Source organism: Bartonella phoceensis (assembly GCF_902825145.1).
Classification (GTDB): domain Bacteria; phylum Pseudomonadota; class Alphaproteobacteria; order Rhizobiales; family Rhizobiaceae; genus Bartonella; species Bartonella phoceensis.
Map to the genome: position 1 here is coordinate 363,480 of NZ_CADEAD010000001.1, position 25,656 is coordinate 389,135.

The 25,656-nt window shown below is 38.3% G+C and carries 23 protein-coding genes and 1 pseudogene; 17 read left to right on the plus strand and 7 right to left on the minus strand.

Annotated elements, in window-relative coordinates; translation table 11 throughout:
* Nucleotides 1-10: 10 nt before the first annotated feature.
* Both J7R07_RS01660 and J7R07_RS01665 read right to left on the minus strand, forming a co-directional pair.
* Complete coding sequence (locus tag J7R07_RS01660) at nt 11-1,045, minus strand: hemin-degrading factor (protein ID WP_208435191.1); 1,035 nt, start codon at nt 1,043-1,045, stop codon at nt 11-13.
* Between the two features lie 260 nt (nt 1,046-1,305).
* Entirely contained in the window at nt 1,306-3,483 is a 2,178-nt protein-coding gene (locus tag J7R07_RS01665) for a TonB-dependent hemoglobin/transferrin/lactoferrin family receptor (protein WP_208435192.1), read from the minus strand.
* A 241-nt stretch (nt 3,484-3,724) separates the two neighbouring features.
* Here J7R07_RS01665 and J7R07_RS01670 point away from each other — a divergent pair, with 241 nt between their 5' ends.
* Complete coding sequence (locus J7R07_RS01670; RefSeq protein WP_208435193.1) at nt 3,725-4,507, plus strand: energy transducer TonB family protein; 783 nt, start codon at nt 3,725-3,727, stop codon at nt 4,505-4,507.
* A 119-nt stretch (nt 4,508-4,626) separates the two neighbouring features.
* On the opposite strand, the gene J7R07_RS01675 is transcribed toward J7R07_RS01670, so the two are convergent.
* Nucleotides 4,627-6,726, minus strand: a complete 2,100-nt coding sequence (locus J7R07_RS01675; RefSeq protein ID WP_208435194.1) for a lytic transglycosylase domain-containing protein — start codon at nt 6,724-6,726, stop codon at nt 4,627-4,629.
* A 249-nt stretch (nt 6,727-6,975) separates the two neighbouring features.
* On the opposite strand from J7R07_RS01675, the gene dapA reads away from it, so the two are divergent.
* Entirely contained in the window at nt 6,976-7,860 is an 885-nt protein-coding gene (gene dapA, locus J7R07_RS01680) for a 4-hydroxy-tetrahydrodipicolinate synthase (RefSeq protein ID WP_208435195.1), read from the plus strand.
* 22 nt (nt 7,861-7,882) lie between these two features.
* Nucleotides 7,883-8,353: pseudogene (gene smpB, locus J7R07_RS01685) on the plus strand (SsrA-binding protein SmpB); the annotation flags it as partial.
* Between the two features lie 45 nt (nt 8,354-8,398).
* Here the strand turns inward: smpB and J7R07_RS01690 are convergent.
* Nucleotides 8,399-9,067, minus strand: a complete 669-nt coding sequence (locus J7R07_RS01690) for a uracil-DNA glycosylase (protein ID WP_208435196.1) — start codon at nt 9,065-9,067, stop codon at nt 8,399-8,401.
* A gap of 593 nt (nt 9,068-9,660) precedes the next feature.
* Between J7R07_RS01690 and rpoZ the strand changes: the two genes are divergently transcribed.
* The 11 genes from rpoZ to panB all read left to right on the plus strand — a co-directional run bounded on the left by rpoZ (nt 9,661) and on the right by panB (nt 19,038).
* A complete protein-coding gene (gene rpoZ / locus J7R07_RS01695; protein WP_208435197.1) occupies nt 9,661-10,059 on the plus strand; it encodes a DNA-directed RNA polymerase subunit omega in 399 nt (132 codons plus the stop codon).
* Between the two features lie 132 nt (nt 10,060-10,191).
* A complete protein-coding gene (locus tag J7R07_RS01700) occupies nt 10,192-12,417 on the plus strand; it encodes a RelA/SpoT family protein (RefSeq protein ID WP_208435198.1) in 2,226 nt (741 codons plus the stop codon).
* A 17-nt stretch (nt 12,418-12,434) separates the two neighbouring features.
* A complete protein-coding gene (gene pyrE, locus J7R07_RS01705) occupies nt 12,435-13,013 on the plus strand; it encodes an orotate phosphoribosyltransferase (protein ID WP_208435199.1) in 579 nt (192 codons plus the stop codon).
* Nucleotides 13,014-13,106: 93 nt separating this feature from the next.
* Nucleotides 13,107-13,709 carry a DUF2062 domain-containing protein gene (locus tag J7R07_RS01710; RefSeq protein ID WP_208435200.1) on the plus strand — a complete coding sequence of 201 codons (603 nt, stop codon included), beginning with the start codon at nt 13,107-13,109 and terminating at the stop codon, nt 13,707-13,709.
* Nucleotides 13,706-14,104, plus strand: coding sequence for a holo-ACP synthase (acpS, locus tag J7R07_RS01715; protein WP_208435201.1), 399 nt, complete (start codon nt 13,706-13,708; stop codon nt 14,102-14,104). The genes J7R07_RS01710 and acpS overlap by 4 nt, the downstream gene beginning before the upstream one ends.
* A gap of 86 nt (nt 14,105-14,190) precedes the next feature.
* Nucleotides 14,191-15,003 (plus strand): signal peptidase I, encoded by an 813-nt coding sequence (lepB, locus tag J7R07_RS01720; RefSeq protein WP_208435202.1) that lies wholly within the window; start codon nt 14,191-14,193, stop codon nt 15,001-15,003.
* On the plus strand, nt 14,984-15,679 hold the full coding sequence (gene rnc, locus J7R07_RS01725) for a ribonuclease III (RefSeq protein ID WP_208435203.1): 696 nt from the start codon (nt 14,984-14,986) through the stop codon (nt 15,677-15,679). The genes lepB and rnc overlap by 20 nt, the downstream gene beginning before the upstream one ends.
* A 2-nt stretch (nt 15,680-15,681) precedes the next feature.
* Nucleotides 15,682-16,587, plus strand: coding sequence for a GTPase Era (gene era, locus J7R07_RS01730; protein WP_208435303.1), 906 nt, complete (start codon nt 15,682-15,684; stop codon nt 16,585-16,587).
* Between the two features lies 1 nt (nt 16,588).
* Nucleotides 16,589-17,335: a DNA repair protein RecO gene (gene recO, locus J7R07_RS01735; RefSeq protein ID WP_208435204.1), complete on the plus strand. Its 747-nt coding sequence runs from the start codon at nt 16,589-16,591 to the stop codon at nt 17,333-17,335.
* Nucleotides 17,336-17,363: 28 nt separating this feature from the next.
* Complete coding sequence (gene panC, locus J7R07_RS01740; RefSeq protein WP_208435304.1) at nt 17,364-18,233, plus strand: pantoate--beta-alanine ligase; 870 nt, start codon at nt 17,364-17,366, stop codon at nt 18,231-18,233.
* On the plus strand, nt 18,220-19,038 hold the full coding sequence (panB, locus tag J7R07_RS01745; RefSeq protein ID WP_208435205.1) for a 3-methyl-2-oxobutanoate hydroxymethyltransferase: 819 nt from the start codon (nt 18,220-18,222) through the stop codon (nt 19,036-19,038). The genes panC and panB overlap by 14 nt, the downstream gene beginning before the upstream one ends.
* 407 nt (nt 19,039-19,445) lie before the next feature.
* On the opposite strand, the gene J7R07_RS01750 is transcribed toward panB, so the two are convergent.
* Entirely contained in the window at nt 19,446-20,066 is a 621-nt protein-coding gene (locus J7R07_RS01750; protein ID WP_208435206.1) for a YfbR-like 5'-deoxynucleotidase, read from the minus strand.
* Nucleotides 20,066-20,932 carry a CAF17-like 4Fe-4S cluster assembly/insertion protein YgfZ gene (gene ygfZ / locus J7R07_RS01755; protein ID WP_208435207.1) on the minus strand — a complete coding sequence of 289 codons (867 nt, stop codon included), beginning with the start codon at nt 20,930-20,932 and terminating at the stop codon, nt 20,066-20,068. The genes J7R07_RS01750 and ygfZ overlap by 1 nt, the downstream gene beginning before the upstream one ends.
* Before the next feature lie 64 nt (nt 20,933-20,996).
* On the opposite strand from ygfZ, the gene J7R07_RS01760 reads away from it, so the two are divergent.
* Nucleotides 20,997-22,325, plus strand: coding sequence for a dihydroorotase (locus J7R07_RS01760; RefSeq protein ID WP_208435208.1), 1,329 nt, complete (start codon nt 20,997-20,999; stop codon nt 22,323-22,325).
* A 182-nt stretch (nt 22,326-22,507) separates the two neighbouring features.
* Here the strand turns inward: J7R07_RS01760 and J7R07_RS01765 are convergent, their stop codons facing one another.
* Complete coding sequence (locus J7R07_RS01765; protein ID WP_208435209.1) at nt 22,508-22,906, minus strand: TIGR02301 family protein; 399 nt, start codon at nt 22,904-22,906, stop codon at nt 22,508-22,510.
* 512 nt (nt 22,907-23,418) lie between these two features.
* Between J7R07_RS01765 and cysS the strand changes: the two genes are divergently transcribed.
* Both cysS and J7R07_RS01775 read left to right on the plus strand, forming a co-directional pair.
* Nucleotides 23,419-24,924 carry a cysteine--tRNA ligase gene (cysS, locus tag J7R07_RS01770; protein ID WP_208435210.1) on the plus strand — a complete coding sequence of 502 codons (1,506 nt, stop codon included), beginning with the start codon at nt 23,419-23,421 and terminating at the stop codon, nt 24,922-24,924.
* A 44-nt stretch (nt 24,925-24,968) separates the two neighbouring features.
* A complete protein-coding gene (locus J7R07_RS01775; RefSeq protein ID WP_208435305.1) occupies nt 24,969-25,640 on the plus strand; it encodes a DUF421 domain-containing protein in 672 nt (223 codons plus the stop codon).
* The last annotated feature ends 16 nt before the right edge of the window (nt 25,641-25,656 follow it).

The following is a 25,656-nucleotide window of genomic DNA, read 5'->3' on the forward strand; positions in this document are numbered from 1 at the left end:
CTCTAAGCGATTATTGCTTTTGACATAGAGGAAGACCACTCAATAATGAGCGCCAATCTTCACGTTCTTTTTGGCCTTCCTTTCGCATACCAAAGAACTGAATAACCATTTCACCATTTTTATCGAAAGCTTCAAGTGAACTGACATAACCATCGCTGACAGGTTTGCGAACACACCATACATTATCAATACCAGCAAGGAGTAAATGCATATCAAACTTGTGATCAAGAATATTAATCCATGGCCCCATTTGCTTAATATTCTTTACTTTTCCACTGAAAATTTGGATACATCCCCTATTCCCAATAAAACACATAATAGGCACTTCCTGCTCTGCAATTTGGTGAAGCAGTATTTCAACAGCTTCTACCTTTAATTCATCGGCGAATTCATTGCCAGCATATTTCACAGCATCACGGCGACTAATTTTAAATTCAGAAATAATCCTATGGAGTTGATGTACATCGGTCATATTTCGCCAACGGTTCCGGAATTGTTCAATATCCAATTCTGCCGTATCAGATTGAATTGGAAAAGGAGCAGGAAGGATATCAAGAACAGGCGATTGCTCTTCATGAAGCAACTTCTCAACAAGTTTATTCCATTCTTCCATGTTTGTAGCATCTTTGGAATAGAGCTTAAAAATAGCAACACCATATTGATCAAAAAATTGCAAACTTTTCGTAGGCTTTCCAAGAATAATTACATCATATTCAAAACCAAATTTCCATTGTCTTGAGAAAATACGTAAATCAATTTCACCAAGCGTGATAGGGGTATGTTGGCTTTGAACAACTTTTTCAAAACACCCTGTCATTTCATGAACAGCATATTCATTACGCGTTAATGCCATAATTTTTCCAAGACGAGGAGCGGCCTCGAGCAGAGTAGCAACATCAGTTTGTAGTCTTCTCGCTTTTCCTATTGTACAATAAGCAGCAACAAGTTCTGCTTCAGATATACCAATAGAGACTGCAAAATCACGATTCCGCACCCCCTTTTTTTCTTCACGCAAACGAATAATCATTTCGGCTGTATATGACATAGACTTTCCTTATGTTATTTTTAGAGGGTTAATTTTTAAAATTACATAATCCGAAGGCACTGGGTTGAACCACTCTCGACGAACAGCTCAACCCATCATAAATAAGCCATCTATTGCCAACAGCAGAACAACCAAAAATCGATAAATCAGAAGCAATTAAAGATTCCCTTTCAAATCCTCGTAGTTTAAAGAACAAAAACGCAATAACGCTCCCCTTTATCGATAAAACTTTTTACTGGTCTAATAGTTAACAGAAGTAATTAAAACTTTTGCACAAACGATACTTTAAAGTTACGACCAGGTTGGCTATAATAATCTACCGGTACTGTACTTTTTCCAGAAGGAAGGTCTGACACATTCCAGTATTTTTCATTGAAAAGGTTATAAACACCTGCTCTTACAGTTGGTCCCTTTTCACCAAATGGCTTCCACCAACCTAACATATCAACAGTATTATATCCCGGGATTTTCTGGTTATCAGATCCTTCAGCAACTTTATTACGTTTGGCCGCTAAAGTAAGTATAGCATCTATTCCCCAAGTGGCTTTTGTATATCCTAACCCGATAACTGCTTTCAACGGTGGGATAGAGTTAAGATATTCATTTTTGTCAAGATCTTTTCCTTGTGAATAAGCAAGGGCGACATCACCATGGAACCCATTGTAAAGGGATAAATATACCTTTGCTGAAGCACCCAAAATACGTACGCGCGAACGGTTCATATAATGCTGACGTGCAAACCTAAACTCCTCTGATGGGCCTTTATCCATGGTATCTATAAAGTTTTTATACTGATTAGCAAAAGCATTTAATGAACCACCAAAATTCGCATTTCCATATCGTATGCCAACATCATATCCATTGCTTGTTTCTGATTTAAGATCAGGGTTCCCTTTCACATAATAAAAGGGAGGCTTGATGTAGGAAAGGTAGAGTTCTGGAGCACGTGGTGCGCGAAAAGCTTGTGCCCATTGAGCATAGAATGTCACTTGATCATAAACATCCCACTCTACACGTAATTTAGGAGAAAAACGCGAACCACTCCTTTCAGGGGGGGATTTGTCGGAAATGAGTGCTTTTTCATAAGACAAGGTTTTTTGAGGGGTATATTTATACCAATCATAACGAACCCCTGGTGTTATACGGAAACGATTATCAGCTAAACCGACCTCATCTTCGAGAACTAAACCAACACTATAGCTATCCGTGTCCGGTGAATCTGATCGATTAGCAGGTAAAAAAGCACACGCATGCGCATTTTCCTTTAAATGGCAACTGTCTTTACCAAACATATAATGATGAAATTTAGAAGATAAAATATTCGTAGCAAGCTTTAATGTATGACTTCCCGAACCAATATTTACTGTTTTGAGAGCATAAGCATTAAGACCATAACTGGTATCACGTACTAAATTATCTCTTAAATAATCTCCTTCTGGTGCCTTAATACGAAATCCATGCATAGTGTGATTATTCAACTGTCTTTGCCAATAAATCTGCCCACGAAATGCATCAAGGAATGTATCTTTATTGCCGCTATAGTTATAGGAAATGGACAAACGCTCACGGCGCTTATTATCCTGGTCATAAACAGAACCTGGGGCATACCTTGCTGATGCATTTAGCGAATGCGTATTCCTACTATCGCCAAAACGTTCTGCTGTAAAATCAAGTCGGTGGTTATCATCAAAGTATTGATGAATTTTAAATAGCAAATTACTTTTGTCAAAATTGGCTGGATTTTTACGTGTACGTTCTGCATAACCGTTTACGGTTCCCATATTTTTGCGTTCATGGCCTTCCATATAAGACCCTTGGAAAAGTAAGAATGTTTCATAATTACGCACAGCAAAAGCTTGACTTACACGCCAACTGTTATCAACAGAGTGATAACTACTTTTTATAAGGCTCCCCCATTTCTTTCCTTCAGAAATAAGGTCTTCAGGATTAAGGGTGCGTAAAGCAACAACTCCTCCCAGAGCACCAGATCCATAAAGACTAGAATCTGATCCTTGAACAATATCAAGTGTAGAAAGTGCATCAAAGTCAAACGTTGTATTTCCACTGTTTCCCCGTATTATATCCGAAACCCATGGAAGAGTAATGCCATCCATTGTTGTGAGAACACGCTGCGCATCTAAACCACGAAGCATAAAACTACTATTGCTTGTATTGTAAGTTATGGATGGATCAAGACGACTAACATCATGAACATCACTTACTTGTTTTTCGCTAATATCCTTAGCGGTTTTACGACTAGTCAGAATGGTCACTGAACCTGAAAAATCCTCTATTTTTTTTCCTTTAATAATAATCGGTTTCAGTTCAGTTACAGCGTTTTTATCGCTGTTTTGTGCAAAAACAAATGAAGGTATACAGACCGACAATGCACTTAAAATCACACAACTTTTATGGATATTCTTTTGTCTTATTCGCATAACACATCACAACCTTTTTTTAAAACCCCTCCCTACCTTGAAACTTTATTCATATAAAAAAGCTTGACACACCAATTACAAATAGCCCGCCAAGCAAAAATGGTTTTGAATTGTACACAAAACCACGAGGAGACCATATTAAACATGATAAAATCAGTCAAGAAAAAAGTTGTAATTTAAAAAGAGCTTGTTTTAATGAAGTTTAACACCAATATTAAGTCTAGAATAACGGTAGAAAACTATGATTGTTGCAAATACAAGGCGGTTATTAGCTCTTTGGATTGGAGGGTTTATTTGTGCTTTCTCTTTGCATATAGTATTGGGAGCACAGTTTTATTTCTATAGTACTGGCGTAAGCAATAACACGCTCTCATCTACGATTACGTTAACTTTTGTACAAGAGCCTCTCTATTCAGGTAATGATGCGGATTTGTTAGATATTGATACAGATTTGTCGAATGTTGGTACAGATCTAGAAAAGATGCAACTTGATCCTTTAGAACGGGAGTCAGATATATTAGAAGCAGTGAATGAGCTTCGGCCGGAAGAGCCTCAGCATATTGTAGAAAAAGATAATTTTGCGGTTCTCAAATCTTTAGAAAAATCACTGCCTCAAAAAGTGGAACATAAAGTACTCGTCAGAAAACCGATACCAATGCCAAAGGCTGTGGTAAAGCGCTCTACTACAAAATCAGTACGTTCTTCTATTACTGCTCAAGGTGGCGATGCCGCAACACTTGAGGATGCATTGTTAGTAGAGTGGTTAGCAAAGGTACAAGCGCAGTTAGAAAGGCAAAAAAAATATATTGTGGGACAGCGGATCAGTCGTGCAAAAGGAACAGTAAAGTTAGAGTTTAGAGTGCATGAGCAGGGGAGTATTTTTTCCAGCCGTGTTATCGTTTCCGCTGGTGATCTAGAACTTGATCGATTAGCTATGGCAGTACTTAAACGTGTGGGCTCTTTTCCTCCTCCTCCGCCATCAAAAGTGAACAAAATTATCAGAGTATCCTTGATATTTAGCTAATTTTCGCGAATTTTCCGGTTAATTTCACATACTTTATATTTACAATTGCCACAATATTACGGTTTATGAGTTGAAAAATAAGAATGAATAACTTTAGGTAGATCAAGATTGTATGACTCTCATTGGCCGGAAAGGAGAGCAGCTTTTATATCTGTTTTTCCAGTAAATCTTGCTTTGTAAACTCCATAATTTTCCATGACACGCATCACATAATTACGTGTTTCTGTATAGGGAATTCGTTCGATCCAGTCGATGACTTTATCAAGAGATTGCCTTCGAGGATCACCATAGCGTTTTATCCATTCATCGACACGACGGGAACCTGCATTATAACTAGCAAGAGTCAATATATAGGATCCGTTAAAACGTTCCAGTTGTTCGCGGAGAAAATAGATCCCTAATGTGGTATTATAACTGGTATCACTACGTAGTTTTTTTGGTGACCATATGATCGAATATTTCTTGGCAAGAGTTTTTGCTGTCAATGGCATTAATTGGAGTATGCCTTGTGCACCTGCTTTTGATATGGCTGTTGGATTAAATTCACTTTCTTGTCGCGCAATAGCATAAACAAGCGCTTGTTCTATGGCAGCAACATGAACAGAGGTTGGTATCGCGCCTATAGGATGGGAAAGTGCACCAACATTTTTACCTTGAAAAACAGCAGTTTTTCCGATTTTGAGGCTGGTATAGTAGTCACCATTTTTTTCTGCCATCACAGCTAAAAGAGCTAATTCGCCAGGGCTTTCTATTTTTTGGCCAAGTTCTCTATAAAAAAATTTAGCAAGATTAGCATAGCCAGCCGCTTCAAGGCGTTGAATCGCTCTAATGGTTTCTCGTGCACTAAAGCGTTGCCGTTCAGAGTCTGTTGGTTTGGGAAAAGAAATTTCGAGCTTTTTTTGGTTCAGTCGTGCAGCTGCTAATTGACCATAATAAGTTGTACCAAAACGGGCTGCCCGATGGAAATAATTTTGGGCATTTTTATGTTCACTTAGAATTTCTGCTGCTCGTCCCATCCAATAGTATCCACGGGATAAAGAAAGAGGTGAAGAAGATAATTGAGGGATACGTGAAAAATGGTGCATTGCCAATTGAGCATCATGAAGAAACCGGAGTGCATACCATCCTGCATGAAATTCAGTATCAACCGCTAATAAAGATGTCATACTATTGTGTGTAGCAACGAGTTGATAAGCAATTTTAGGTTTGTTTAAATCAAGCATTTCGCGAGAAAGGGCGCGTCGCTCTTTCCATAATGCGTGAGGGTTCATAAGTTTTAATGCATCTTTTGATGTGTTCATCATGAGTGTTGCAGCTGAACTATATTGTCCAGTTCGTCGAAGATGACGAATTTGAGCGAATTGTAAGAGGGGATTTTTTTGCCATGACCGCTCCACAGCGCGCAATTTTTGTGTGGCTCTGGGATCATTTTTTTCAACAGCCATAAAAGCATTAAAAAGCGATTGAGCATGGGCTAATTTTGCAACGCGTCCTGCTGAATCGAAGTAATGCTTATAAAGCATAAATTGCATGCGTTTCAAATGATCAATAGGTTTTAATATAGTATGTGCATTTTTAAGAATAAGCTCTTCTTCTTTTGCATTGAGCTTTGTTTTATGCCACCACGGTGCAATGATTTTTTGAGCGCGAACGGTTTGTCCAGTTGCAATAAGTGCTTTGGCGAAGAGAGCCATACCTTGCGCTGTTAGGGGAGAATGATGCGCAAATTTTTTGAGGATTACATGTGTAAAATTGGTTTCATTAATAAAAGCACGTTCAGCATTACGTTGCATAATGTCTATGCCTGGCCATCCATCTAGCTCTTTGATTGCATTGAATATTTCAGAGCTTGGGATATTGGTTTGACTTGATATACCTATAGCCCATGTCAAAATATGATAATCAAGGCTATTTTTTTCTAGTGAATTACGAAGGCTTATTGTTTTTGCAATATCGTTATTGAAAAGCGCGTCTAAACCCGCTTTAAGTTGCCTGAGAGTGGAATTGTTATTGTATGTAGGGGAACTATGGGGTGCTATGTGAGGCTGTCTAAGGGATTTTTGATCTTCCTTTTTTATGACGGTAGGGCGAACTAAAGGGATTGGTGCTTTCCCATGCAAGAGGGATGTTTGTGCGCACGCACTTGAAAATAAAATTGTTGTTGCCAGTATAGGTGCAGGAAAGGTTTGTAGAAAAAAGGGGGCAGAAAATGCACGCATAAAGAAAAAACCTTGAGATTTTACTTTTTGAAATTACTCAATAGTTTTTAGAACAGAAGCATGAAAAACGCGTTAATGTAAGCTGGTACTTTAAAAAATAGGTTCGGAATTGAAAGAGATACATATTAAATCTTAAGGGAACTATTGTGAAATTCCATCTTGCTTCAATCAAAGAGCAAGATTATGCTCTATTTAAATTTATAAGGCGATTATTAAAAAAATAAAAGCGAACATTATAGGGAGTTTATCATGCTCAAGGGAGCTATAACTGCGCTTATCACACCATTTAATGATAAGGGCGCTATCGATGAGAAGGCATTTTGCAATTTTGTTGAGTGGCAGATTGTACAAGGTATTAATGGTGTAAGCCCTGTTGGAACGACAGGTGAAACACCAACTTTAAGTCATGAAGAACATAAGAGAGTTATAGAATTGTGTGTTGAGCAGGTTGCTAAGCGTGTTCCTGTTATTGCTGGAGCAGGATCAAATAGTACAAGTGAAGCTGTAGAACTTGCGCAACATGCGCAAAAGGCAGGTGCAGATGCTGTTTTGGTTGTTACACCCTATTATAACAAACCTAATCAAGCCGGTTTATACACGCATTTTTCTTCCATTGCGAGGGCTATTTCTATACCTATTATCATTTATAATATTCCCGGTCGTTCTATTATTGATATGGCTGTGGAAACCATGAAAGATCTTTGTCGAGATTTTAAAAATATCATTGGTATTAAGGATGCGACGAGCAAAATTGAGCGTGTGAGTGAACAACGTGAAAAGTGTGGTAAGAATTTTATACAGCTTTCCGGTGATGATTGTACAGCATTAGGTTTTAATGCGCATGGAGGTGTGGGGTGTATTTCGGTCGCATCCAATGTTGCTCCAAAACTCTGTGCAGAGCTTCAAGCTGCTTGTTTACGTGGTGATTATAAAACGGCACTAGAATTAAATGATCGTCTGATGCCTCTTAATCGTGCAGTCTTTATTGAACCCAGTCCCGCAGGTATTAAATATGCCGTTGCAAAATTGGGGATTTGTGGGAATACTGTTCGTTCCCCGATTGTTCCATTAGCAGATACCACAAAAAAGATTATTGATGAGGCTCTATGCTATGCAGGTCTTCTTAAAGAATAAAATAATATAAGGTAGCCATGAAAAAAAAAAGAATGCGCCAGTACGAAAAATAATTGCTGACAATCGTAAAGCTCGTTTTAATTATGAAATTCTTAATAATCTTGAAGCTGGTATCGTACTTCAGGGGGCGGAAGTAAAATCTTTGCGTTCCAATCAGGCGAATATTGCTGAGAGTTATGCTAGCTTTGAAAATGGGGAATTATGGTTAGTGAACAGCTATATTCCTGAATATACGCAAGCTAATCGTTTTAACCATGAACCACGTCGTTTACGTAAGTTATTAATTTCAAGACGTGAAATGGCACGCTTTTTTAACGCGACTTCTCGTGAAGGAATGACCCTTGTCCCTCTCAAACTTTATTTCAATGAAAAAGGGCGTGCTAAGTTGGAAATTGCTCTGGCACGTGGGAAAAAGCTTCATGATAAGCGTGAAACCGAAAAGAAACGCGATTGGGGACGTGCAAAAGCAAGGCTTTTAAAAAGATATGGATAACAAGATCGATTTATGTATTCCTTTTATAGGAATGCTTGGAAAATTTCAGCATTGGTCAAGATACGTTTTTGCTGCTTCGAAGATTTGATGAAACATAGTGTCTGTTAAGCGGCCAGTGTTAGTATTATAGCGTGAACAGTGATAGCTTGAAAAGATGCGTAATCTGCCAATGTTGTTTATCTCTCCATGTCCGAAAGGATGGGCTAAAATTTTTGCATTAAGGGCGCGTAGTGTTGAATGATGCGCAATAGTGCCAAGGGTGATAACAGCTTTAAGTTTAGGAAGACTTGTTAAAAGAGGCGAAAAAAAAGTTCGGCAAGTGTTAATTTCTGTACCAGTGGGTTTATTTTCTGGTGGAACACAACGGACTGAGTTAACAATTGCTACATCAATCAATTTCAGATTGTCGTCGGCTCTTTCTTCAAAGGTCCCTTGAGCAAAACCATACTTTTTTAAGGTGGAATAAAGTAAGTGCCCAGCATAATCACCAGTGAACGGGCGTCCAGTTCGGTTTGCCCCACGTAATCCAGGAGCAAGACCAACAACGAGAAGACGTGTTGTGGATGCACCCTTATAAGGAAAAAATGGGCGCACTGGTGCATTATGCCAATCCGGTTCTTTCAAACGCCAGTCGGAGATGAACTTGTGCAAACGTGGGCATAAATTACAATTTTGTGGTGGTTCTGGACAAAGCGATGTTGATTGGCGATTCATGGGTAGGCATTCATCATTTTTATAAATTTTTTTGCATTACTTATAGGCTATATGACGGATCACGTTTTTGTAAACAACCATGATGAATACAAATGTGTTACTTAACAACAGAAGTTTAACATGAAATTATTATCTATTATTTTCCAAAGAGTGACAATCTACTTAGTGATTTATTCGATGAATAAAACAGGAATGAATAGGATGTTTAATGCGATAAAATTTCTTATCTTCAATGAAGATATTATCATAAATAATATGTATGGGAATATCGTTGTTACAAAAATTTTTTTAATAAATTTGAATGGTTGGTATCATTTTAAAGAATGGACTCTCTAAAGATAGAGAGGAGCTTAAACCGGTAAGTGTAATTTTCTGTTTGAATTCAGTACTCTTGGAGCTTTTTATTTTAGAATGGTACTGATAACAAATTTGAAGAGGCTATGCACTTTGTATAGAGCTTCTAAGAAATTTTTAATACGTTCTTTGAGTAAAAAATATTAAATCTTGCATTGTTTTTCTTGTGTTTTATTTTGTTTATTGTATATATTTTATACTCATTATGAAATTTTTGAATCTTTAAGAAAGAGGCATAAATGGCCCGCGTAACGGTAGAAGATTGTGTTGATAAGGTTGATAACCGCTTTGAGTTGGTGCTTTTAGCCGGGCATCGGGCGCGTCAAATTTCACAGGGTGCGCAGATCACGGTTGATCGTGATAATGATAAAAATCCAGTAGTTGCTTTACGTGAAATAGCAGAAGAGACATTATCGCCTGCCGATTTGAAAGAAGATCTTATTCATTCGTTGCAAAAACATGTGGAAGTAGATGAGCCGGAAATAGCAAGTGAATTTATTACGCATTCAGGTGAAGCTGAAGGTGTTTTTGGGGCATTAACGGAAGAGGAAGGTGGTTCGTTCGATCATATGTCGGAAGAAGAACTTTTAGCGGGTATTGAAGGTTTGGTTGTTCCGGAAAAGAGTGACGATTATTGAGTGCATCAGTTTATATTACGGAAGCGAATATACGTTATCATCCGATGGGTGGTTGTTTTTTTTATTTTTTATTGATGAAATGTTCATATTCAATAAGGGTTAGATTTGTGAAAAGATAAAGGATATGCTCGTATGATGCGTCAGTGTGAGCTCGTTGGGCGTGTTCAACGTTATAAGTCTGACGTGGATGAGGCTCTGTTAAATAGAGCCTACGATTATGCAATGCGCAAGCATGGTCATCAAAAACGTGCTTCGGGTGATCTTTATTTTTCTCATCCTTTAGAAGTAGCCGCTATTTTAACAGATATGCGGCTGGATGAAGCAACCATTGCCGTCGCTCTTTTGCATGATACAATTGAAGATACGAGTGCTACACGAGCAGAAATTGATCAGCTTTTCGGATCTGAAATTGGTAAGTTGGTTGAAGGGCTCACAAAACTTAATAAGCTTGATCTTGTATCGAAGAAAGCGGTACAGGCAGAGAATTTGCGTAAACTTCTTATCGCTATTTCTGACGATGTTCGTGTTCTTTTAGTCAAACTTGCTGATCGTCTTCATAACATGCGCACCCTTGGTGTTATGCGTGATGATAAGCGTAGGCGAATTGCTGAGGAGACAATGGACATTTATGCGCCACTTGCGGGTCGCATGGGTATGCAGGATATGCGCGAAGAGTTAGAAGATCTCTCTTTCCTTTATTTAAATCCAGAAGGTTACCGAACGATTACCAATAGACTTTCTGAATTATCAAGGCGTAATCGTGATTTACTTTCTAGAATTGAAAATGAATTGACAAAACTTTTTTTCGAGAATGGCATTAAAGCAGATGTTAAAAGCCGTCAGAAAAAATCTTATTCAGTTTTTCGTAAAATGGAAAGTAAGGCGTTATCTTTTGAACAATTGTCTGATATTTTTGGATTTCGTGTCATTGTTGAAACAGTGAACGATTGTTATCGTGCTCTTGGTGTTATCCATACTACGTGGCCAATGGTACCTGGTCGTTTTAAAGATTATATTTCTATACCAAAGCAAAATGATTATCGTTCCCTTCATACAACGATTGTAGGGCCATCAAGGCAACGTGTTGAGTTGCAGATTAGAACTGCTGCGATGGATGAAATTGCTGAATATGGTGTTGCCGCACATTCCATTTATAAAGATCACGGTTCTAATTATTCGACTTCAAAATTATCAAACGAAACCAATGCCTATGCATGGTTACGTCAAACAATTCAATCTTTGTCAGATGGGGATAATCCGGAAGAGTTTTTAGAACATACAAAGCTTGAGCTTTTTCAAGATCAAGTTTTTTGTTTTACTCCCAAAGGCCGGTTGATTGCTTTTCCAAAAGGCGCCACCCCTATTGATTTTGCTTACGCAGTTCATACGGATATTGGTGATTCTTGTGTGGGAGTAAAAATCAATGGTCGTATTATGCCTTTAATGACGAAATTAAAAAATGGTGATGAAGTTGATATTATACGTTCACAAGCTCAAATTCCACCGGCAGCGTGGGAATTTCTTGTTGTAACAGGCAAAGCGCGCTCAGCCATTCGCCGAGCAACCCGCGCAGCGGTACGTAAACAATATTCAGGTTTGGGATATCGTATACTTGAGCGTGCGTTTGAGTATATGGGAAGACAATTTTCAAAAGACGCTCTTAAGCAGGTGTTACCACGTTTAGCACGCAAAGACGTGGAAGATGTATTGGCTGCTGTTGGACGTGGTGAATTACTTTCTGCTGATGTGATTAAGGCGGTTTATCCTGAATATCAGGATCATCGTGTCGTACAAAAATCATCTTTTCGGCCAGGGGAAGAAGGTTGGTTTAACATTGAAAATGCTCAAGGTATGATTTTTAAAGTTCCAGAAAATGAAAAGGATGCGACGGTAGAGAAGTATCAATCCAAAGCATTACCTATTCGAGGAACACGTGGTGATATTCCCGTACGCTTTTCTCCTGAAGGCGCAGTACCGGGAGATCGAATTGTTGGCATCATGCAGCCAGGTGCTGGAATTGTTATTTATCCGATACAGTCTTCAGCTTTAATGGCTTATGATGATCAGCCAGAACGATGGATTGATGTCCGCTGGGATATTGATGCCCAAATGAATGAACGTTTCCCTGCTCGGATTAATATTTTGGCTGTTAATAGTCCTGGTTCATTGGCAGAAATTACGCAGGTGATTTCTGCCAATGATGCCAATATACAAAATTTATCTTTTATCCGTACAGCACCAGATTTCACGGAAATTATGATTGATTTAGAAGTTTGGGATTTAAAACATTTGAATCGTATTTTTTCTCAGTTAAAAGAGGCCGGTTCGATTAGTGCAGTGCGGCGAGTTCACGGATGAAAAAGAGAGATTTTGCGATGAATACACAAGATGTAATTGATATTTTTAAACAAGCAGATGCTATTCTGGAAGGGCATTTTATTTTAACATCAGGTCGTCATAGTGCTATTTATATGCAGAAGGCGAAAGTATTCATGCACGCTGACTTAACGGAAAAGCTCTGTCGTGGATTGGCTGAAAAAATCAAAAGATCTGTCGAGGGCAAAATTGATTACATAGTTGGTCCCGCAATTGGTGGCCTTATTCCCTCCTATGAGACTTCACGTCATCTTGGTATTCCTTCTCTGTGGGTAGAGCGTGTAAACGGTGCATTTGAGTTGCGTCGTTTTGAGATGAAGAAGGGTGAACGAGTTGTGATTGTTGAAGATATTGTGACAACAGGTCTTTCCATTCGTGAAACAGTTGAGGCTTTGATTGCAGCAGGAGCAGATGTGGTAGCGAGTGCATGTATTCTTGATCGTTCTGGGGGTAAGGTTGATGTCGGAGTTCCATTGATTTCACTTGCTCAATATGAGATAGCATCTTATGCAAGTGATGAACTTCCTGCTGAACTCGCAATACTTCCAGCAATCAAGCCAGGAAGTCGAAATATTTGATTGTCTTTCTATTTTTTTTTGTGCAAAAACTTAGGGCAATTCATTTGAATCATGCGGATTATTTTATTATCATGAAATGTAATTGAGAGTTAAATGCTTTTTCGTCGTCGAGAACCAGTAGATTTTGTAAAGCGTATTCGACTTTGGTTATGGCCACGTCGTTCATTTTCTCGCTCATTTGCTTACATATGTAAGCGTATTTTACGTATATCAGCGACGCCGCATAAAGTTGCATTAGGGTTTGCTATTGGTATTTTTTTAGCTTGTTCTCCCCTTTTTGGAATGCATATTTTTTTGGCAATATTTTTTTCTTGGCTTTTACGCGCAAATTTTGCAGCATCAATTATTGGGACGATTTTTTCTAATCCCCTTACATTTTTGTTGATTGTTATGGCTGATTATAAGGTAGGTTATTTCTGTTTATCGCTTTTTAGCAATGTAAATGAGATTTCTCTTTCGCAAATTCGTGCTCTTTTTAATGGCTTGACATTGTCAAATGCATCTCTGCTTTTTAAGGGAGCATGGGACTCAATCATGCGGCCGATGATTTTAGGTGGTACCCTTTTAGGTTTTATCTTTGGTGGTTTATCTTATATAGGTGTTTATAGAGCAATCGTTCGCTTTCAACAAAAGCGATATCAAAAGATTATAAGAAAAAAGCGTTTGTGGCAAAGAAATTCGGGTGATACTGTATGATCATTGGTCTTGGAAATGATCTGGTTGATATAAGACGTATTGAAAGAATGCTGATTCGTTATGGCGACCGTTTTGTTGAGCGTATTTTTACCGACGTGGAGCAGATTAAATCTGAAAATCTTCAAAAAAGATTTTCTTCTTACGCCAAAAGATTCGCTGCCAAAGAAGCATGTGCGAAGGCTTTGGGGACAGGAATTGCTTGTGGAGTAGGTTGGAAAGACATGGGAGTAGTCAATTTACCATCCGGCAAACCGATCATGAGACTAACAGGTCGTGCACAAGTGCAATTAAAAAAGTTATTGCCTCCCCATTATGAAGCAGTCATTCACCTGAGCATAACGGATGATTTTCCTTGGGCACAGGCATTTGTTATTATCGAGGCTCTGCGTGGATAGATATAGATAGTGTAGGAGATTGTGCTTTTGTTATTTGAACATTATGGTAAAAGTGAATTATATCTGTGAAGGGAAGGTAGTCTGTAATGATTCAGAAAGAGAAAATGTATAAAAGGAAAGAAAAAGGCGGAATTTTTGAATTTATTTTAGTTTTAATACAGGCTCTGTTTTTAGCTGGACTTATTCGCACACTTTTTTTTCAGCCTTTCAGTATTCCTTCCGGTTCAATGCGTCCTACTTTGCTTGTGGGGGATTATCTGTTTGTTTCAAAATATGCGTATGGATATTCTCGTTTTTCTATACCCTTTTCTCTTCCTCTTTTTTCGGGACGTATTTGGTCATCTCAGCCTCAGCGTGGAGATGTCGTGGTTTTTCGTTTACCCAGTAATCCAAATATTGATTATATAAAACGTGTTGTTGGGCTGCCGGGTGATCGTATACAAGTTCGTCAAAGTGTTCTTTATATTAATGATAAAGCTGTTTCACGTCACTTTATGGGGAAGATTCATAATTCTGATATAACAGAAGTTAATTATCCTGTTGACGTCTACCGTGAGACACTGTCCAATGGTGTTAGTTACAATACCCTTGATTTAGCTTTTATTCCGCAGGTTGATGACACAAAAGTTTTTGAAGTTCCACCAGGGCATTATTTTATGATGGGTGATAACCGCGATAATTCAGATGATAGTCGTTTGGATGTAGGATATGTGCCAGAGGAGAATCTTATTGGTCGAGCAAGTGTGATTTTTTTCTCTATTAGTAATGGTTCAAGTGCTTGGCAGATTTGGCGTTGGCCCTTTGATGTACGTTGGAGTCGTTTATTTTCTCTTATCCATACTGTTCATGATTTGCCGCTTGTCAAGCAAGGAATCAGCGATGAGGCATCCAATGATTGATCAGCTTGAAAAGCTGATGGGGCATCGTTTTAAGGATGAAGAGAAATTAAAAAGAGCATTAACGCATTCTAGTGTACAAGATTCAGAACAGGGGAATTATGAACGATTGGAGTTTCTAGGTGATCGTGTTTTGGGGCTTTTGATCGCAGAAATGCTCTATCAATTTTTTCCGCAAGCAAGTGAAGGTGAATTATCAGTACGTCTAAATGGTTTGGTGAATGCGCGGACATGTGCTGATATTGCACGAGAAATGGGTTTGTCTGAAATGATTCATGTTGGTTTTGAGATGAAAAACTTTGAGAGACGCCGGCTCATCAACATGCATGCTGATGTAGTAGAAGCTTTAATTGCTGTAATGTATTTAGAGGGAGGATTGGAGAGCGTTCGTCCTTTTATTCAAAGATATTGGCAAAATCGGGCAAAACAAATGGATGCTGGTCGACGTGATGCCAAGACAGAATTACAAGAGTGGGCACATATGCAGGGCAACGCACAGCCACATTACCGGGTTATAAAGCGTTCTGGTCCAGATCATGATCCTGTTTTTATGGTAGAGGTAAGCATTTCTGGTTTTGCTCCAGAGATTGGGCAGGGTAGTTCTAAAAGATATGCTGAAAGGATGGCAGCTGAGAAAATTTTACGACGAGAAGGGATATGGGAAACAATGGGAAAATGACCATGGATGCCGTTATGAAAACGCGTTCTGGTTTTGTTACACTTATTGGAATGCCTAATGCTGGAAAATCGACATTAGTGAATCAGTTAGTTGGGAAAAAGGTTTCAATTGTAACGCATAAAGCACAAACGACACGAACTCTGATCCGCGGTATTGTCATTCATGATAGTACGCAAATTGTCTTGGTTGATACGCCGGGTATTTTTCATCCTCGTAAGCGGTTGGAGCGTGCAATGGTATCTGCTGCTTGGGGGAGTGCTAAGAGTGCTGATATTCTTTTAGTTTTGATTGATGTTCAAAATGGTTTTTCGGATGATGTTTATACGATGTTAGATATTGTGAAAGATATGAAACAGAATAAGATTCTTGTCCTAAATAAAATTGATACAGTTGCTAAAGAATCTCTTTTAGCTTTAACTGCTAAAATTAATGAACACGTGAAATTTTTGCAGACATTTATGATTTCTGCTTTAAATGGTTCTGGTTGCAAGGATTTACTTCATGCGTTGAGTAATATGATGCAGGAAGGACCATGGTATTATCCAGAAGATCAAATTTCGGATATGCCTATGCGTCACATTGCTGCTGAGATTACGCGTGAAAAGCTTTTTCTTCGCCTTCACGATGAACTTCCCTATTCTTCAACAGTTGAAACAGAAAGCTTTGAAGAGCGTTCAGATGGTTCAGTTAAAATTAATCAAGTCATTTATGTAGAGCGTGATAGCCAGAAAAAAATTGTTTTAGGGGCAAAAGGCGATACAATTAAAGCGATTGGTCAAGCAGCACGTAAGGAATTGATGGAGGTCATGGATCAAAAAGTTCATCTTTTTCTCTTTGTGAAAGTGCGTGATAATTGGGATAGCGATCCGGAACGTTACCGTGAAATGGGATTGGATTTTTTAAATTAAAATGAAATGGAAAGAACAAGCCATTATCCTTGGTACACGCCAATATGGTGAGACAAGTATTATCCTTGAGATTATGACACGTCAACATGGCCGTTATATGGGGGTGGTAAAAGGGGGGCGTTCGCGTCGTATGGCAGCACTTCTTCAACCTGGGAATTTTGTTGAAGCTGAATGGTGGGCGCGTTTAGACGAACATTTGGGACTTTTTCGGCTTGAAGCGCTTGATTTGCATGCGGCACAATTAATAGTTTTACCAGAAGCACTTTATGCTTTGCAGGTGATAGCATTTCATTTGCGTCTTCTTCCTGAACGTGATCCGCATCCTATTTTATATGATATGTTATATCTTTTTATGCAGCATTTCGATGAATCGTTTGCAAACGCAGAATTACTTGTACGTTTTGAAATGCGGCTTCTTGAAGAACTTGGTTTTGGCCTTGATTTATCCCATTGTGCTGCAACAGGCAGCAGAGAAAGACTTTATTATGTATCACCAAAATCAGGACGTGCTGTATGTGAGGAAGCGGGGCGTCCTTGGAAGGAAAAGCTTTTAATTTTACCACAGTTTCTTGTGCAAAGAACGAATCGTCCTGTAGATTTTAGTGACATAATAAACGGCTTTATTTTAACAGGTTTTTTTTTAATGCGTCATGTTTGGGAACCACGAGACATAAAACAGCCATCGATACGCATGAATTTGATACAATTGTTTGAACAGCGATTTCGTATGCAAGCATTAATTTGTTAATTTAAGAAACACTGAAGAGAATGTGAAGATGCAAATCTTAAAAACAATTGCTGAAATACGGCAATGTATCGCCAAAGAACGGCGTTTAGGATTTTCGATTGGTTTGGTTCCCACTATGGGAGCGTTACATGCGGGGCACCTTGCATTGGTGCAGCAGGCAAAAGCAATGTGTGGCCGAAGTATAGTTTCCATTTTTGTCAATCCAAAGCAATTTGGTCCCCATGAAGATTTTTATCAATATCCAAGAGATTTAGAGGGCGATTGTGCTTTGTTGAAAAAAGCAGGCGTTGAGTATGTTTTTGCACCTTCTGTAGAAGAAATGTGGCCACCGGGAAATCAGACAATTGTGAAGGTGGAAAAGTTGTCACGTATTTTGATGGGGAGGTTGCGTCCGGGGCATTTTTGTGGAGTGGCCAGCGTTGTTGCTAAACTTTTTAACATTATTCAACCAGATAAGGCTTTTTTTGGGGAAAAGGATTTTCAACAAATTTTAATTATTCGACGTATGGTTAAAGATTTGGCCTTTCCTGTTGAAATTGTTGGAGTTCCTATTTTACGGGAATCAGATGGCGTAGCCTGTTCTTCACGCAATCAGTTTTTAACATTAGAAGATCGCAAAGCGGCAAAAATTATTCCTAAAAGTGGTAAAGCTGCTGAAAAGCTTTATCGTCAAGGAGAACGATCGGTTGATAAATTACACAAAGTTGTTCGCGATATTTTACAGCAAGAATCGCGCGCGATCATTGAATCTGTAGATTTACGGGATATAGAAACCTTATACGTGGTCAAAGGAAAATTAGATAAACCTGCAGTTTTACTTTTAACTGTTCGTTTTGGTACCGTGAGGCTTATTGATCAATACATATTGCAGGAGAAGATTGAGCATGAGTGTACATAATAAAACGACGAAACGTATCACTTCTGTTGAAATACGCTCAAGAAAGGGGCAAAAGCCGATTGTTTCTTTAACGGCTTATCAGGCTTATACGGCGCGGATTGCTGATCCCTATTGCGATTTTCTTTTGGTTGGTGATAGTGTTGGCATGGTCGTATATGGATTTGAGACAACGCTTCCTGTTAATTTAGATATGATGATTTTGCATGGGCAGGCGGTTGTGCGTGGATCTCAAAGAGCTCTTGTCGTTGTTGATATGCCTTTTGGTTCTTATGAAAAAAGTCCAGAGCAAGCTTTTTTGAATGCATCGCGTGTTCTTGTACAAACAGGGTGTGGTGCGGTGAAGCTTGAAGGTGGTGCTTATATAGCAGAAACAATTGATTTTTTGTGTAAACGTGGCATTCCAGTTATGGGACATATCGGCCTTACTCCACAGGCGGTGAATCGTTTTGGTGGTTTCAAGACGCAAGGGTGCAATGGGAGTGATTGGCAAAAGATTGAAACTGATGGGGTAGCGATTGAAGAGGCTGGTGCTTTTGCTGTTGTTGTGGAAGGGGTTGTCGAACCCTTAGCGGTGAGGCTTACAGAAAAACTTTCTATCCCGACTATTGGTATTGGCGCATCCAATCAGTGTGATGGACAAGTATTGGTTATGGAAGACATGTTGGGTTATGGCGCTTATGTACCAAAATTTGTGCGTCGTTATGGTACTCTTGAACAAGCAATGGAGATGGCAATCAAGAATTATGCAAAGGATGTCACATCCCGTGCTTTTCCAGCAGAAAGGGAAGTTTACAAACTGAAATAAAATCCAGTCTAATTGAAAAATATGACAAGAGAGCATTTGTTATCGCACTCTGAGTGTTTATATGCTTTTTGCTTGAGTTCAATTTGAGCGATGATTTTTGTCTTTTATTGCATTTACATATTATTTTATTTGCTCGTAAATACGTACGTTTTCAAAGTTTTTACTTTTACGGATGCATATTATAAAAAAATGTAGACTTAATGCTGTTCGTTTTTGCTGATTTGAAACGACAATTTATTATAACGGTGAGGATTATAGAATATCAGATATCTATAGGACAGTAGATGGAATAAAGAAATTTATTCTTTTTATACTTACCTTCAATAAGATATTAAGAAGATAAAACAATAACTTAATAGATTCTTTTTCCACTAACATGATAAAGGATGAATGATGCAAGGAGAATATTAGTTTGATCTCTGCGTATCAAGGTTGCTAAAACGGATTAGAAAAGCGTTCTCAATTTGTTGTGTAGAGTATGGTTGCAAATTAAGATCATCGAGTAAAATATTATCAGGAGAACCAAAATAGCGAAGGGCTTCTTCTGTATTAAATCCAGCAAGCGTGATAGCTTCGTAGAATGCAGCAATACGGTCGGCTTGTTTGATTTTTTTTAAGAGCTTTTGAGGAGAATCAACGGGGAGAGAAAAACGCATATGGATGGCATCTTGTATACGTTTTTCGATGTACTCATATTGTTTTCCTATAACAGCTTTAAAGGGCGAAATGATATCACCGATAACATATTCTGGTGCATCATGAAGAAGAGCACACAAACACTCATCGCTACATGATTGAGGAGAAAGTTTCTGAAATATTTGTTCTACCAAAAGTGAGTGTTGTGCAACAGAATAGGCATGTTCTCCTTGTGTTTGGCCGTTCCAACGCGCAACTCGGGAAAGTCCATGGGCAATATCTTCGATTTCAATATCAAAAGGGGAAGGGTTGAGCAAATCAAGTCGCCGACCAGAAAGCATTCTTTGCCAGGCACGTGCTTCTCCATTTCGTGATAATTCAGTTTTAGCCATTAGTGCATTTCCACAGTATTTTCAGGGAAGGTAAAATTCATATTTTCAGCAATATTTATAGTGACGGGAACATTTTTTACTGTAAAGGGGATATTGTTATCCATAGCATCTTTGACGTGGTCAATACGCATTAAAGCAAGAGCTTCGTTTGCAGCACATGTTTTCAAGTGGCCAAGTACCTTTGTTCCTGCTTCAACACTGGAACCTGGGATTAATTCATGTTGACTTTTTACGAGCAAAATACGACGACGGATTGTGCGGCGGTGATGCATTCGTGAAACAATTTCTTGCCCGATATAACACCCCTTATTGAATGAGAGTCCATTGATTTGATCGTAATTAATATCATGGGGAAAGACTTTACCTATTTCATAGTCTTGATCACTTTCTGCAATTGCGTAACGAACACGTAACCGATTCCAGTTGTTATGATATTCTGGAGCGAAAAAGGGTACTTTTCCATAGATTCGTATTACTTTTTCTTTTTGTGGAAATCGTTTATCAAGAAAACTTGAATCAAAATCTAAAGTGTCTGATTCATTATTCCAAAAAACTGTAATAATCTCTTGTAATGGTTGTGTAATTTCCACTTTTTTATGAAACTTATAGAGGAGCAGACGCTTATAGAAGCTATCAGCTAAAGAGACAATGATATCAATAAGATAACCGTCATCTCTTTTACCGATAAGAAAATCAGTAATGACTTTTCCTTGTGGGGATAAAAGAGCTCCAGGAAAAATTTCTTGTGAGCCAATTTTTGTTACATCTGTCGTGATAAGAACTTGCAAAAAATCTGTTGCTTCTTCACCAGTAACTTTAATAATTCTACGGTTTTTAAAGAGAATGGCATTTTGTTTTTTAATCATGGTTCTTGCCTTTCTATCCAAAGTTACATAATCGATAAAGAAAGGATATGTAAGGAGCACGGCTATGTTTAAAACATTTGATACAATTTTTAAAGGTGCAACAGTTGTAAACCATGATGGACAGTATAAGCGTGATATTGGTGTTACAAATGGCTGTATTGCTGAAATTGGTGATCTTACATGTGCATCTGCTGGTGAAGTGATTGATTGTACAGGACTACATATTTTGCCAGGTATTATTGATAGTCAAGTACATTTTCGCGAACCAGGCAATGAACATAAGGAGGATTTAGAAAGCGGCTCTTATTCTGCGGTGTTGGGGGGAGTTACAGCAGTATTTGAAATGCCTAATACTAATCCCTTAACCACATCAGAAGAAGCATTGTCTGATAAGGTAAAACGCGGATTTCATCGGATGCATTGTGATTTTGCCTTTTGGGTTGGAGGAACGCGTGAAAATGCACATGAATTGGCTGAGTTAGAAAGACTTCCTGGTGCTGCTGGAATTAAAGTATTTATGGGATCTTCTACGGGTGATCTTTTGGTGGATGATGATGAAAGTGTGCGCCTTATTTTGGAGAATACACGCCGTCGTGCGGCTTTTCATTCTGAAGATGAGGAAAGGCTTAAAGAGCGTAAAATATTGTGTATTGAAGGAGATGCATCATCACATCCAGTGTGGCGTGATGAGGTTGTAGCATTAAAATGTACACAGCGCTTAGTAAAAATCGCGCATGAAACGAAGGCGCGCATTCATGTTTTACATCTTTCTACTGCAGAGGAAATTGATTTTCTAAAAAAACATAAGGATGTAGCGACAATTGAAGTTACGCAGCATCATCTGACTTTAACTGCTGATGCTTATCAGCATTTTGGTACACTCATTCAAATGAATCCTCCAATCCGTGAGAGCCGCCACCGTGAAGCTCTTTGGTATGGTGTTCAGCAAGGTATTGTTGATGTATTAGGTTCTGATCATGCACCTCATACACTTGAAGAAAAACTACGGCCTTATCCTGCTTCACCTTCCGGTATGACAGGTGTGCAAACAACAGCGGCAATTATGCTCACACATGTCAATGCGGGAAAGATCTCTCTTGAACGTTTTGTTGATCTCACGTCGCATGGTCCTAGCCGCATTTTTGGTCTAAGCTGTAAGGGGCGCCTTGCTGTTGGATATGATGCTGATTTAACTATTGTTGATTTGAAGCGGGAAGCAGTTATTACAAATGCATTAATTGGTTCACGTGCAGGGTGGACACCTTATGATGGTCAAAAGGTTAAAGGTTGGCCTGTTGGGACTGTTATTCGTGGTATGCGCGTTATGTGGGAAGGTGAAATTATCACACCTTCGCAAGGTGAACCTGTTAAATTTATAGAAGCTTTAGTGTGATCACATAAAATTGATTGGATTTTATGAAACAACTTTATGGGCAAAAGGTACTCATGGTGATTTTATTGTACACATTAAAAGTATATTAAGGATTTATTCTTTAAAATTTGCCATAATTCATATCAGAATAAGCCTATCGATCTGGCCATTTTTAAGAGTATTGTCAGTGGGGTAGATCAAAATCAAGGGTTTGGTAATTTTTGTACAGGTTGACTGTTGTAAGACGTGATAAGGCTTTCAGATAAGGCTCTTCCTTCTTCAATATATCTTTGGTTTGCTTCAATTGCTGATTGTGTACAATGATGATAATTTTCTGAAAAAGCACGATACGCTCTATTAAATTCTTCATAAAAGTAAGCGCGTCTTTGCGGCATTGGTTGTTCTGCCTCAATCAGTACATGCATGTAGTCATACCATTGATTTGTTGGAGTACTGCAAAGATTTTGTAGAAAGTGAAGGGATCCCAAAATTTCTGCTAGCCGTAACAATTTTGTCTCATAGGATGGTGATTGTTGTGCAAAAATTGGCATTAAAGTTAAAAAAAATATTAAAAAAATGATATTTATCAATATATTACGCATTAATTTATTTGCTTCCCTTTAATAAATTGCTGTATCATTACAATCGCGCAAAATGATTTTGTCATAGAGCATATGTTAAAAGATAGGACGCAAATGAATTTATGCATCATTCTTAATAACTGGTATGTTGTAAAATTTAGGGCATGCATAGAGAGTCAGGAAAGTGCTAAAGAGATTTATTGAAAATTCTAACAAAGCTTTATATGATCAAAACTTCAAATTTTCTGTATACAATTTGTTTTTCATGTAAATTTAGGTTGTATTGCACATTACAGATTTTCTTCTGTGACACTTTTTCCTCGAGAAAAAGTATGTATCGATAAAAACTCTTATCCAATCCAATGAAGTGGATTGTTTTTGTGACAGATGAACGATACAGCCTAGAGGAAAGGGGCAACTATGAGAATTTTACAAAAGCGATCGAAATTTTTAGCTTAAACCGCATAATGCAATGATTTTGGATAAGATTTATCTTAGGAGGCGGCGAATAATATCGCTAATGGAGTATAAGGATGAGAGAGTTGCGATTTTATAATACGCTTACACGTAAAAAAGAAAATTTTATACCGATAGATGCGACGAAAGTACGTCTTTATGTTTGTGGTCCAACAGTTTATGATTATGCGCATATAGGTAATGCGCGTCCTGTAATTATTTTTGATGTTTTATTTCGTTTATTGCGTCATATTTATGGAAATGATCATGTTATATATGTACGCAATATTACAGATGTGGATGATAAAATTAATGCACGAGCAGCTTGCGAATATCCAGAGTTAGCACTTAATGATGCTATTCGTCGATTGACGGAGCGTACTTATTCTCAATTTCAACAAGACACAAGAGCACTTGGTTGTTTGTTGCCAACCAGTCAACCACGTGCAACGGATCATTTGGAAGAAATGCGCTCTTTGATTGAAAGGTTGCTTGAAAAGGGGCATGCTTATAAAGCAGAAAATCATATTTTATTTTCTGTGAGTAGTATCAAAAAACATCCCCATTATGGGTCATTTGCAAAACGTTCGTTGGATGAAATGAGAGCGGGTGCGCGTGTTGATGTTGCTGCTTATAAAAGAGAAGAGATAGACTTTGTTTTATGGAAGCCTTCTGCGGAGGGGGAACCAGGTTGGGTATCACCAGCAGGAATTTCTGTTTTAGGGCGTCCAGGGTGGCATATTGAATGTTCTGCAATGTCAATGGCGAAACTCTTAACACCCTATGGTGGTGGTTTGACTTGTGATGATCCAACAGCAAATATTTTTGATATTCATGGTGGTGGACTTGATTTGATTTTTCCTCACCATGAAAATGAAATTGCGCAAAGTTGTTCAGCTTTTGGAACTGAGCGAATGGCTAATCTTTGGATGCATAATGGTTTTTTGCAGGTTGAAGGCAAAAAGATGTCCAAAAGCCTTGGTAATTTCGTGACTATCCGTTCTATTTTGGAAAGTGATTTTTTTGAGTTTAATGACATTTCGTCAGATGAAATAAAGCAAAATTGGGCAGGTTTGTCTGCGCGTTTTTCGATGTTACAGACACATTATCGTGAACCGTTAAATTGGACAGCTGAGCGCTTAGCAAACTCTAGTCGAGAACTGTATCGTTGGTATGAATTGCTTCGTTATAAAAAGGGTTGTATGGAGAAGAACGAATCTCTTGATAAATCTTTAATAAATGCACTCAGTGATGATCTTAACACTCCGAACGCGTTTGCTCTTTTACGCAAGTTTTATAAAACAGATGATGCTATATCTCTGGCAAATGGGATGAATTTATTTGGGCTCTTGCGCCAAGAGTGGGTGAGAGATGGAGAGTGCCCATTGTTTATGAGAAAAGCTTCTCTTGATTCAAAATTTATTAATCAACGCATTGCTGAAAGGCTGCGACTTATCCATAATAAAGAGTGGGCAGCTGCGGATACAATTCGTGATGAGCTTGCAGCCGAGGGGGTTATTTTAAAAGATGAAAAAGACCCACAGACCGGCGAGCGTGTGACAATGTGGGAAATGAAGCGATGATAATTTGCCTATTCCAGCAGCTCTCATAAAAAAGGGAGAATATGATGGAATTTATATATAGTTATGGGCATGTCGCATTTAAGCTAGCTGTAGGTCTTATTGCTTTTCTCGTAATTTTAAGAACAACCGGCCGTGGTAGTCTTAGTCAAATGACACCCGTTGATTTGGTGAGTAATTTTGTAATGGGGGGTATTATCGGAGGGATGATTTATAATCCCAATATTAGTATTTTTCAATTATTGGCTGTTTTGTGTATTTGGCAAGCTTTGCTTACATCGCTCAATTTTTTTGCACGCTATTCTGTTTTTTTTCGTCGTCTTGTTGCAGGTCAGAATGTCACATTAGTTTTGGATGGCGTATTTCAAATGGATAAAATTAAGAATTTGGGTATTACCGTCGATGATTTGATTACAATGTTGCGCATTAAAGGCTGTAGTTTACATGAAGCAGCTTTTGTTCATTTAGAAACCAATGGCGATTGTTCTGTTGTTAAAAAAGAGGAAGGTAAAAAGTCTGTCATTCTAGTACAAAATGGTGAAATTTTCGATAAAGGTCTTAAAGAAATTGGTAGATCAAAGACATGGCTTCAAGCAGAATTGAAAAAAAAACGTATAAAGGCTGAGAATTTATTTGCAGCAGAATGGTATGAGCATACAGACCAAAATAATAAACCTCATAAAGGATTATTTCTTGTTCCTTTTTCAAAAACAGTCTAACTTCGGAGATGTATAC

What these genes read in the sequence shown, in the direction of transcription:
- J7R07_RS01660 (WP_208435191.1), bottom strand. Translation starts at nt 1,045, where the DNA reads ATGTCATATACAGCCGAAATGATTATTCGTTTGCGTGAAGAAAAAAAG.
- panC (WP_208435304.1), top strand. Translation starts at nt 17,364, where the DNA reads ATGCAAATCTTAAAAACAATTGCTGAAATACGGCAATGTATCGCCAAA.
- J7R07_RS01690 (WP_208435196.1), bottom strand. Translation starts at nt 9,067, where the DNA reads ATGAATCGCCAATCAACATCGCTTTGTCCAGAACCACCACAAAATTGT.
- panB (WP_208435205.1), top strand. Translation starts at nt 18,220, where the DNA reads ATGAGTGTACATAATAAAACGACGAAACGTATCACTTCTGTTGAAATA.
- cysS (WP_208435210.1), top strand. Translation starts at nt 23,419, where the DNA reads ATGAGAGAGTTGCGATTTTATAATACGCTTACACGTAAAAAAGAAAAT.
- J7R07_RS01675 (WP_208435194.1), bottom strand. Translation starts at nt 6,726, where the DNA reads ATGCGTGCATTTTCTGCCCCCTTTTTTCTACAAACCTTTCCTGCACCT.
- J7R07_RS01765 (WP_208435209.1), bottom strand. Translation starts at nt 22,906, where the DNA reads ATGCGTAATATATTGATAAATATCATTTTTTTAATATTTTTTTTAACT.
- rnc (WP_208435203.1), top strand. Translation starts at nt 14,984, where the DNA reads ATGAGGCATCCAATGATTGATCAGCTTGAAAAGCTGATGGGGCATCGT.
- rpoZ (WP_208435197.1), top strand. Translation starts at nt 9,661, where the DNA reads ATGGCCCGCGTAACGGTAGAAGATTGTGTTGATAAGGTTGATAACCGC.
- pyrE (WP_208435199.1), top strand. Translation starts at nt 12,435, where the DNA reads ATGAATACACAAGATGTAATTGATATTTTTAAACAAGCAGATGCTATT.
- J7R07_RS01750 (WP_208435206.1), bottom strand. Translation starts at nt 20,066, where the DNA reads ATGGCTAAAACTGAATTATCACGAAATGGAGAAGCACGTGCCTGGCAA.
- J7R07_RS01665 (WP_208435192.1), bottom strand. Translation starts at nt 3,483, where the DNA reads ATGCGAATAAGACAAAAGAATATCCATAAAAGTTGTGTGATTTTAAGT.
- acpS (WP_208435201.1), top strand. Translation starts at nt 13,706, where the DNA reads ATGATCATTGGTCTTGGAAATGATCTGGTTGATATAAGACGTATTGAA.
- J7R07_RS01670 (WP_208435193.1), top strand. Translation starts at nt 3,725, where the DNA reads ATGATTGTTGCAAATACAAGGCGGTTATTAGCTCTTTGGATTGGAGGG.
- J7R07_RS01710 (WP_208435200.1), top strand. Translation starts at nt 13,107, where the DNA reads ATGCTTTTTCGTCGTCGAGAACCAGTAGATTTTGTAAAGCGTATTCGA.
- J7R07_RS01760 (WP_208435208.1), top strand. Translation starts at nt 20,997, where the DNA reads ATGTTTAAAACATTTGATACAATTTTTAAAGGTGCAACAGTTGTAAAC.
- J7R07_RS01775 (WP_208435305.1), top strand. Translation starts at nt 24,969, where the DNA reads ATGGAATTTATATATAGTTATGGGCATGTCGCATTTAAGCTAGCTGTA.
- J7R07_RS01700 (WP_208435198.1), top strand. Translation starts at nt 10,192, where the DNA reads ATGATGCGTCAGTGTGAGCTCGTTGGGCGTGTTCAACGTTATAAGTCT.
- dapA (WP_208435195.1), top strand. Translation starts at nt 6,976, where the DNA reads ATGCTCAAGGGAGCTATAACTGCGCTTATCACACCATTTAATGATAAG.
- era (WP_208435303.1), top strand. Translation starts at nt 15,682, where the DNA reads ATGGATGCCGTTATGAAAACGCGTTCTGGTTTTGTTACACTTATTGGA.
- recO (WP_208435204.1), top strand. Translation starts at nt 16,589, where the DNA reads ATGAAATGGAAAGAACAAGCCATTATCCTTGGTACACGCCAATATGGT.
- lepB (WP_208435202.1), top strand. Translation starts at nt 14,191, where the DNA reads ATGATTCAGAAAGAGAAAATGTATAAAAGGAAAGAAAAAGGCGGAATT.
- ygfZ (WP_208435207.1), bottom strand. Translation starts at nt 20,932, where the DNA reads ATGATTAAAAAACAAAATGCCATTCTCTTTAAAAACCGTAGAATTATT.